Here is a 10,108-nt window from a genome sequence, read left to right on the forward strand (position 1 = left end):
TTTTTAGCTGGCATTTTTGTAGAGATTGACTAAACTCATTTTTTATTATACCCTATTTAAAGGCACAACAGCTTAGTTGTTATTAATGTAGTCTTCAAACCCTTATTTAAGCGTTGGTTTCTTGTCCGAAGCCCTCGTCGATCGGGCTTCGGACAAGAAACCAAGCGGGGAGAAGGTTTGGCAGTTATGGGAGATATTTATTGTAGTATTCAGCAGCCAGCCGTTTTTCAAACAACCACTGTTTGCTTTCAGGGGAATCATCCAGCCAGCGATCGATCAATTCCGCCCATTTGACAGGGAGACGCAACTCATGCCAGGTTGAGTGAGAAGCGACAGAAAGATTGTGGTAAAGCGCTGAATCCGAAATAACTTTTTCGATACATTCTGCTAAAGCCTGAGAGTTCCCCGCCTCAAAAATCATCGAATTAATACCGTGCTTTAAGTGGGTTTTAAACATCGGGTGATCCGAAGCTACTATCGGTGTTCTAGTGCGTAAAGCGTGCTGAATTGTCAGGGGAAAACCTTCGGGATATTCGTGCCGGCTAGTAACTAACACGAGATCGGCTTCTCTCATTAAAGGTTCTAAAGTCTGAGTTGGCACTATTCCAAGAAATTCTACAGAATCTTTAATTTGCAACTGTTCGACTTGCTGGAAAAAAAACTCTTCTTCGCCTTTACCTGCCATTTTTAAGTGAACTGATATATTCCGCTCTCTTAACTTTGCTACGGCTTCTAAGATATCGCCAACTCCCTTGCTTTGTACTAACAAGCCTGCATAAAATAGTTTCAAAGTTTTGATGCCAGCAGAAATTTCTTTCGGCGAAAGAGAACCGGGATTGCTGTCTATCATGAAGTCCCAAGGAATTATTTTATCGGGTTTTACTCCTATTTCGTTGAACAATAAAGATGAAGTTATACCGTAAGTTCCCACCCATTCTATTTGCTTGTTATTAAACAACTTAGCTAGGAAATAGTTGCGGATTTTCTGGCGCCAAGTAGTTGTGGCAATAGATTCTGCAAATACGGCGATGGTTCTAATTTTATTTTTAATTGCCCACTTAAAAACGTCGGGAAGAATCGTCCGCATGATTAAGTGAGTCGGATTTTGCTTGGCAATTAACTCGATCAATTTTTGGGAATTAATTGGGTAACTAAATCCGCAAGCGATCGTCCGCACGCCGTTGTCTAGAACCTTCTCGTTAAATTCTTGTGACGTGCAGCAAATAACCGTTACTGATTCGGCCCGTTTTGCCATCTCGGTAACGGCATCAACAGAATATTTTTGAGCGTAGTATGTTTCGCTTCCACCTTTCGCTAAACACTCAAAGACTTCTCCGTAATCGCCGGCATACTGAACTATGACTAAGCGAATTTTGCTCAACTCGGGTTGTAAAGTATTCATAGGATTTGCGGTGCCAAAGATGTGTAATCAGGTTTATGTGTATGGTTTGATGTACTGCCACTCTCAAACTGTTAATTTTATTTGGCTTCAGTCTTATTATAAAGAGTTTCGGCAACAGCCAGGTCAATATAGCAAAACCATTTGATTTGTAAACAATCGATTCAATCATCACAAGCGTTTCAGGTTGTTCTACATTCATGACTCAAATAGACTTGCTATAGATAGCGGCCGCAGTCGCTTTGTATGGAAGGTGTCAGGCTAATTTTCTCTTGATTTTTTTCAGAGTGTGTTGTAAGTAGAATGCGGGAATTAATCCCGACTAAGTAAGGAGAAATACTGTCCCCTGCAATTTGAGACCCGAAGTTGCGATCGACACTTATTGTCGGCACTCACATAGCATATTGGAGGGGATGCCAGCAGAATTGGGCTGTAAAATTCACAAACCGTGACAATATTTGGTTTTAGGGCATTCAGTAAGCCAAAGTTTCTAATGTTTCCCGCAGATATGACCGAACCTGCTGATCGATGGTGGCATTTTGCTGCTGACGCTCAAATTTGAGTTCTAGCTGCCAGCGTTGAAATCCTGAACTTGCGCCGATCGCGGATTTGAGACTGCCCCAGATTTCAGAATCTTCGCACAGCTCAATCGGATCTGCGGCTTGAGGTTCTTCTGCGATCGGTAGATAATTCGCCATATTGTTATACCTCTGTTTTAATCCCTTGTTAGGATTGAAAGCTGACCTTGACACTCTCTATTATAGATTCTTCTCTCCAAAGAGCCAACATAAAATATCCACAACCTGCGATTAAAAATTAAATATTAAGACTATTAATAATCTCTATCCGAAGAGGGGCCTTAACTATTTTTTTCACAGCATATATCTGTACAAATTAAAGTAGCTTAAACTACAATTGTCCTCCTCTTAATTTTTTATTTCACTTTTTTTCGCTCGACTGTTCGGGTAGAGATGTAACGTCGTTGGTGTCAGCAGGTTTTGGGTTGACAATACTGCCCACTGACGGATTCCCTGTGCCGGATGCTCGTCCAATTGACTCTACGGGTGCAGGCACAGCCGCAGTTGTCTCGGCTGCCAAAGCCGGCAAAAGTCGATCGACTTGCCAAGGCGCGATCGTAAAATCCTGCCGAATTTTTTCTAAAACATGAGGCTTTGTCGCTGCAAATTCTGATTCCGGCGTCAGCAAAACCGCCATGACACTAGCAGACACCTGCAAAAACAAATTGCTAGCTAAAAAAGCAGCAACTGCCAACAACAATCCAGCCCACCGCCCCGAAGGAGGAAAGGGAGCCACCGAAGCCGCGAGGGGAGCCAGTCGGTAAAGCTGCCACAAAATTACTGCCAGCAAAACAGCGACAAAAAGAGCGATTCCTTGATTTAACTTTGTTTTAAACCGAGTCAGAAGCCGATGCTGCACAGAAGTTAAATTCTGCGGTTTTACCGCCACAACTAAAATACTAAAAATGTAAAAAGGGCGGAACCACTGCATCCACAGCACAGGAACAATACCTGCTACAGCCACTAAAAACATTTCTAACCACACAGGGAGCAGGGGAGAACCCACTGCCAGTCCCAGCAAGCACAGTCCTAGGAAAATCGGCAGTGTAGCCGCCCCAGAAAGGTGAATCCACAAAAAAGGATCTGACCAAAAAGAACGCACTTTAAATAATTATGAGTTATGAGTTATGAGTTTTGAATTTTGAGAGTCTGGGACGCACTTTTGACCCAGAAAGCCGGTGCGAAAAGTATATTTCCGGTCAAACCGAGCATTGTGGGAGGAAACTCGGTGGATTTGCGTAAGTCTTATTTTAGTTTTAAATTTTGAATTTTCAGCAACAGCCAAGACGATTAGGAGGTTGTTAATTGCTATATCTTTGCTTTTATTGCTTCTTCATTCTTTCCTAGATAACTAAAACCTTCTTCCTTCTGCTATAAGTTAAAAACAAAAGTTGGGAGTGATGAGTTTAGGAGTATTGAGTGAAGAGAATAGTTGCGAGCGATCGGCAATTTGGTTGCGATCATTCAAAAATTCTCTTCCAACTCAACACTCACAACTCAAAACTATTGAGAGAGAGTCCGGCGCTTAGTAACCATCCGGTAGGCTTCAATAAGATCGCCATCCGCCCAGTCGCTAAACCCGCTCAAGGAAATGCCACATTCAAAGCCAGCATTGACTTCTTTGGCATCTTCCTTCATCCGTTTTAGGGAGTCGAGGACACCTTCGTAAACGACATTGTTGCCCCGGCGCACCCGCACCTTACAGTTACGGATGACTTTGCCAGAGAGTACCATACATCCAGCCACAGCTCCGCGACCGATCGCGAAGACAGCGCGCACTTCGACTTGACCCAAAGGTTCTTCCACCAGTTCGGGTTCCAGCAGACCTTCCATCGCCCCTTGAATGTCATCCAAGAGGTTGTAGATGATGCTGTATTCCCGCACGTCTACGCCCGCTTGGTCTGCCGCGAGGCGAGCGTCGGTGGCGAGAGTAGTATTGAACCCGATAATCACAGCATTACTGGCTGCAGCGAGGTCAATATCCGTTTCTGTAATTTCCCCAGGAGCAGATAGCAGCAGTCGGAGTTGAACTTCTTTTTGAGGAAGTTGAGTCAGAGCGCCGACAATTGCTTCGAGGGAGCCTTGGACATCTGCCTTCAAGATCAAGTTGAGTTCCTTGAGAACGCCTTCCTTAGCTTGTTGAGAGAAGCCGCTGAGGCTGATCCGGCCACCTTGCAGTAGGCGGGAATCTCGTTGGGAAGTAGCTCTTCCAGACGCGATCGCCGCAGCTTCTTTTTCGTTTGCGAAGACATCAAACTCGTCTCCGGCGCGAGGAACTTCCCGCAGCCCCAGCACTTCCACCGCGAAGGATGGAGTTGCGTGCTCTACGCGATCGCCCCGGTCATCGATCATTGCGCGCACCTTGCCCAGAGCCGAGCCTGCGACCACAATATCGCCCACTCGCAGAGTGCCGTTCTGCACCAGCAGAGTTGCCACAGGTCCCCTTGCCTTGTCGAGGTGAGCTTCAATCACAGTACCCTTAGCCGGTCGGTGCGGGTTGGCATTAAGGTCTTCCATTTCCGCCACTGTCAGAATCATTTCCAACAGCGTATCTAGGTTTTCGCCTCGAATCGCGCTGACGGGAACCATCGTGATATCGCCGCCCCAGTCATCTGCCACCAAGCCGTACTCAGTAAGCTCTTGCTTCACCCGTTCCGGCTGAGCACCCTCCTTGTCAACTTTATTGATAGCCACGACAATTGGCACTTTCGCCGCTTTCGCGTGGCTGATCGCTTCAATTGTCTGGGGTCGCACGCCGTCGTCGGCCGCCACCACCAAGATGGCGATGTCAGTAACCCGTGTTCCCCGAGCCCGCATCGCTGTAAAGGCTTCGTGACCCGGCGTATCCAAAAATACCACCTGCTGGCTCTTGCCTTCGTGTACCACATCCACGTGGTAAGCACCGATGTGCTGGGTAATGCCCCCAGCTTCTCCCTGAGCCACCTTGGTTTTGCGGATCGAGTCGAGCAAAGTAGTTTTACCGTGATCCACGTGACCCATAATCGTTACGACTGGCGGACGGCGTTCGAGGTATTCCAAATCGGCTGCGTCCAGCATCTCGATCACTTTGATAGCTGGGGCTACTTTTTCTGGGGTTTCTACCTCTACGCCCATTTCTTCGGCTACCATTCTCACCGCTGAAATGTCCAAGGTTTCGGTAATGTTGACCGCAATACCTTTAGAGAACAGCCGCTTAATAATTTCGGTTTCGGGAACTGCCAAAGTAATTGCTAGTTCCTGAACGGTCATCGGCCTGCTCAGCAGCAGCTTTTCTGGACGTTCTACCTTAGCTTCGGCTGTTTTGCCCCGGTTGCCGCGTCCCCCACTCGAGCCAGAAGAAGAACTTTTATCGTGAGAAGGGCCCGGTCTCTTATTTTTTCCACTGCTTCCGGGTGCGCCCGGAGTTGGTGTTGACTTGGGTGCTGCTTGTGACTTCGCCTTAGCTGGGCGGGCTAGGGACAGGCTGACCGTGACTGGTGCTGGCATATCCAAGCCGTTTTCTAAGTCGTCGTCATCCTCATCTATTGGTTTGAGGCGAGAACGTTTTGCCTTAACAGCCTTGGCAGCTTTGGCAGCATCTGAGTTTTCGTCATCATCTTCTTCCCAAATGACCGATGTCTTTTTGGCAGGACGAGGGAGGGACGGCCTTTCGAGGAGAGTAATCCCCAGCAACGGCGTATTATCTTCTTCATTGTCATCCGTGTCATCCCCTGCGGCTCCGGTGTCACCGCCCCGGCTACGCAGTCCGGTAGCTGACGTTGCGGGGGCAAGGCTCCGGCGCGGACCACCGGGCTGGGGTCGATCGGCAAGTGGAGTTTTGACTGGGCCACCAGCGCCTTCCCGGCGCGGTCTTTGCGCGTCGCGGGATTCGGTACCTCCCGGTGTAGGTCTGCTGGGGCGGCTCGGTTTAGCCGGCGCTTCCAGAGTTTCTGACTGTTCTGATTGCTCTTGCTCGGTTTTTGCAAGTTTGAGTACCGGCTTGTTCCCCAGATTTTGTGGGGTACGGCTAGCCGACTCTGACGCCCCTCTGACTGGCGGCGACGTGAGTTTTGCCGAAGGCGCGGGAGGGGCGATCGGCGGTTGCTTGGTGCGTTCGGGAGCCTTTTCCAATGAAGGTTGAGGTGTCAGAGGTGCCTGAGCCTGCGCGGTTGTTTCCGCGATCGCACCTACTGTTTCCGAGACTGTTTCCGAGACTGTTTCCGAGACTGTTTCTGACGGAGCCGCCGAGACAGCGACATTTGGCTTCGACAGTACAGGTCGATTGATATTTGGTTTAGCTGGAGGCTGGAGTTGTTGAGCTGCGGGCGACTTGGGAGGAGTTGCCACGGTGGCCCCAGGCTGGGTTTTTTGCTCCTCGTTGCCCGCAGGCTGGGAGTTTGCACCAGCCGGCCGTACTTTTGGACTGCGTATTTCTAAAATTTGCTGCTTTTTTTGTTGGTCGTTAGGGTGAGGGCCAGATTCTCTAGATGGCGCTGCTGCTCTTTCGGGTGGAGCTGGCTTGCCGGGGGAAGAGTGGCTACTGGCTACGTATTTTTCCGCCGTTTTGCGAATGCGCTCTGCTTCTGATTCTGTAATTGTGCTGCTGTGGCTCTTGACTGAAATATTGAGCCGCTCGCATACTGCCAAGATGTCTTTATTATCCAAATTTAGTTCCCGTGATAATTCGTAAATTCTTACTTTGCCGTTGTTCATCCACTCTGCCCTCTTTTGTGCCAACCAGTTTTTACATTGTGATTTTTTGTGCTAATGACGACATCATTCGGTGTGATTGATTCAGTGTCAGGAATCGGGGTTTTGGTACTCGCTCAGCAATTTTACCTAAAAGATGCAACTCGCTGAAGTCTGCGGTTGAAGAATTCTCAAGTCTGTTTGGGAACTTGGAACTCCGAAGTCTGAGTTTTGGCAAAACCCACTCTCTCAAGCTTCAAAGTTTGCCTTTCCACCTTGAGGATACCTCTGCTAGTACCCTACCCTTATCTAATCTGACACAAATCTTTCCAGACTGGTGGGCAGATCGGATTGGGGTTTTATAGCTGGCGCTACCAGTAATTACTGGTAGGGCTGCCAAGAGGGTTTATACAGTCGATGCCGAACTATTGTCGGTTTTTCGTCCGGGTGAGCCAGAGTAAGATGTACAGTCAGATGTGGCTAAACGCTGCCAAAGTGTTTGGTACAGTTCGTCAGACACAGGCGCTTTGAGCGATCGCCCAAGTCGATTTTTTTTCTGAGCTGCTTTGAGGCATTCGGCTTCCCGACAAAGGTAAGCAGAACGGCCCATGCCACGATCTAATTGTACCTGATGAGAAGGATAGAGCCTGACTACTCGCCAAAAAGCTTCCTTAGGAGCTATTTTCCGACAACTTGCACAGCACCGGTAGTTCGGTTTCATTTCTTGTGAGAGGGGAGTAGGGGGAGAGGGGGGAGTAGGGGACAAGTCCTCCTGGTCTCCCGAAGAGAGAAAATCTTGTAAATGTCACAGTTTTTAGACTGTGGCTTCGGTTTCCTCCGTGGTGGCTGCCTCCTCTTCCTCAAATTCTGCGGTTTCCTCGTCGTAGTCGCCTGCATCGTCTGCGTCGTAGTCGCCTGCTAGTTCTTCGAGCCTAGTTGCTTCTGCTGCCAATTTGCTGTCTTCGGCGGCGCGATCGTACTTAGCAATATCTTTGATATCGATTTTCCAACCGGTTAGGCGGGCCGCGAGGCGCACGTTCTGACCTTCTTTGCCAATGGCAAGACTCAGTTGGTCTTCAGCGACCAAAATGTGAGCTCTCCTGCCTTCGGGAGCAACTAAACGCACTTCATCTACTCTAGCGGGACTCAAAGCGTTGGCAATATAAGTTGCTGGGTCTGGAGACCAGCGGATCACGTCGATTTTTTCGCCGCGCAATTCGTTGACTACTACCTGAATCCGCGATCCCCGCGCTCCGATGCAGGCTCCTACGGGGTCTACGTCGCGATCGAGAGTATCAACTGCTATTTTAGTCCGGGGGCCGACGTGCCGGGATGGCGGATTTGCCTCCCTGGCTACGGCAACAATCCTCACCACCCCGTCTTCTATTTCTGGTACTTCGTTAGCAAACAGGTAAACCACCAAACCTGCGTCGGCTCTAGAAACAAGTAACTGCGGCCCTCTAGTAGATCCTTCGCCTACTTTTTTGAGATAAACCTTGAATGTAGCGTTTGCCCGGTAATTGTCGTTAGGCAACTGTTCGCGCTTAGGGAGTTCGGCATCTACTTCTGGCTGACCGAAGCTGCTGGTAACTGCTAAAATTACCGACTGCCTCTCAAACCTGAGCACTCTTGCTTGAAGAACGGTTTCTTCTAAATCTTTAAACTCTTCTTGAATCATTTTGCGCTGTTGGTCGCGCAGTTTTTGAGCGAGAACTTGTTTGGTCTGGATCGCGGCCATGCGACCAAATTCTTTTTGATTTGGTGTTACGTCTACGAGCACGATGCTACCCGGCTGAGCTTCCGTGGCTACTTCTTGCACTTCCGTAAGTGAGATTTCGTGATCGGGATTGATGACTTCTTCGACAATAGTTTTGTTGGCTAAAACGCGGAAACCTTCTTGTTCTGCGTCGAGTTCTACATCAAAGTTGTCGAAGTATTCTTCGCTGAAGTGATCGAGTTTTTGGGTACGGCGGTAGCGTTCGTATCCTTTAAGCAGGGCTTCTCGCAAGGCTGCTTGGACGGCGTGTTTGGGTAAATTGCGTTCTTTGCTAATACCTTCGACCATTTCTTTTAGTCCGGGCAGGGGAACCATTGACATATAAAACTCTCCTTTTTTGCTGTGGTAATAAGTAACTGGTAATTGGTAATTGATCCTGAGAAATTTTAGATAAAGAGTGATGACCAATGATTGATGAGTTACTGGATAGGATTAGGGAAGCTAGGTGGTGTAACAATTTATTTGTTGTTCCTATTCAACCCGCTCCTACAGATGTGATTGTTAAAAATTAACTCGCAGCCAAGCGTTTTCAGCTTGCTGCGAGGCAATCTCAAAACTCAAAACTCAAAACTCAAAACTCAAAACTCAAAATTTCCCTTTACCTCTCCTTTCCTTCGTCTAGTTCAACTTTGACAATCTGAGCGCGGGGAATTTTAACCTGTCGCCCTTTTTGATTGAGATAAACCGCTGTTTCATCCCGGGAGAGGAGTAGTCCTTTCCACTCTTTGATTCGCGAGTCCGGTTCGCTGGCTTTGACTGTCACGGGGAAACCTTTAAAGGTAATGAATTCTCGATCGCTGCTGAGCAATCGGGATATTCCGGGACTGGAAATCTCTAGCACGTAGGCATCGGGTATGATGTCGGCTGCCTCTAACTCGGCATCGAGGGCTGTGCTCATGCGCTCGCAGTCGGCTAAACCGGTGTCTTGTTGGAGGTTGCGGATGTCTACCCGCAAGACGGGAGGATTTTGGTTGGTGTGAAACACTGCTCCCACTACTTCCAATCCCAGTGTTTCCGCAACGGGGGTAGCTAAGTCAATGATTTGTGGGATTAGGGGATGAGTCATATCGAATACTTAAGTTAAAACTCCTGAACTCGGATACGGGCAAGGAAAAATTTGGTGTTGAGATTGCTTGGCTTTGAGGTGGTTTGATTAGGTGGCTGGGACTTTCGTCTTCAACTTTGGGACTTACCCAACATCCCAGCAGGGGATCTCAAGCGGGGGGATTACCCCTACTAGATCAGTCCTCAACTTGCAAGTCAGACGCCCTGAGCTCTTTTCCTGCGACTAATGCAACAAAAAAAGTGGGCTTGACCCACTCCTAGGTAAAACAATTTCTTCCAAGAAGTTTGAGGACTTCTTCCGATCAAAGGCAGGCCTCAGTTCTCAGTTTAGCTCGATCGCCCGTCCGGTGACAAACCGAATCGGCATCTGCGGACTGTCCGAGGGCAGAAGAGGAGAGCTAACAGGGGGAATGAGGACGACTTGATTACCGTTTGGGAGTGGGGTGGGGCGAGGGCAAATTCCTGGTTGATACCGAAGTCGGTGCGATCGTCCCTAGAACTGTTGGCGATGGGCACTCAGGCGTTCTAGGACTTGGGATACGGGCTGTAGTTTAGACTAAAAAATGATTGCAGCCAAAAGTAGCTGCCTTTGAATATCCGGCAAGCTGTTACTCAAAAACT

The 10,108-nt window shown here is 48.5% G+C and carries 7 protein-coding genes; all 7 read right to left on the minus strand.

Annotation, left to right across the window (positions count from 1 at the left end):
• Positions 1-184 precede the first annotated feature (184 nt).
• Positions 185-1,402 carry a glycosyltransferase family 4 protein gene (locus QT996_RS27305; protein WP_333050519.1) on the minus strand — a complete coding sequence of 406 codons (1,218 nt, stop codon included), beginning with the start codon at positions 1,400-1,402 and terminating at the stop codon, positions 185-187.
• Between the two features lie 470 nt (positions 1,403-1,872).
• Positions 1,873-2,097, minus strand: coding sequence for a hypothetical protein (locus tag QT996_RS27310; protein ID WP_333050522.1), 225 nt, complete (start codon positions 2,095-2,097; stop codon positions 1,873-1,875).
• A 241-nt stretch (positions 2,098-2,338) separates the two neighbouring features.
• Complete coding sequence (locus tag QT996_RS27315; protein WP_333050524.1) at positions 2,339-3,079, minus strand: low-complexity tail membrane protein; 741 nt, start codon at positions 3,077-3,079, stop codon at positions 2,339-2,341.
• A gap of 401 nt (positions 3,080-3,480) precedes the next feature.
• Positions 3,481-6,669: a translation initiation factor IF-2 gene (gene infB / locus QT996_RS27320; protein WP_333050525.1), complete on the minus strand. Its 3,189-nt coding sequence runs from the start codon at positions 6,667-6,669 to the stop codon at positions 3,481-3,483.
• A gap of 382 nt (positions 6,670-7,051) precedes the next feature.
• Positions 7,052-7,366: a YlxR family protein gene (locus QT996_RS27325; protein WP_333040950.1), complete on the minus strand. Its 315-nt coding sequence runs from the start codon at positions 7,364-7,366 to the stop codon at positions 7,052-7,054.
• Positions 7,367-7,459: 93 nt separating this feature from the next.
• Positions 7,460-8,743, minus strand: a complete 1,284-nt coding sequence (gene nusA, locus QT996_RS27330; RefSeq protein WP_333050527.1) for a transcription termination factor NusA — start codon at positions 8,741-8,743, stop codon at positions 7,460-7,462.
• A 277-nt stretch (positions 8,744-9,020) separates the two neighbouring features.
• The gene (gene rimP, locus QT996_RS27335; RefSeq protein ID WP_333050528.1) at positions 9,021-9,488 is read right to left on the minus strand and encodes a ribosome maturation factor RimP; all 468 of its coding nucleotides are present in this window, start codon (positions 9,486-9,488) and stop codon (positions 9,021-9,023) included.
• Between the last annotated feature and the right edge of the window lie 620 nt (positions 9,489-10,108).

The organism is Microcoleus sp. S13C4, assembly GCF_036700865.1.
GTDB lineage: Bacteria > Cyanobacteriota > Cyanobacteriia > Cyanobacteriales > Microcoleaceae > Microcoleus.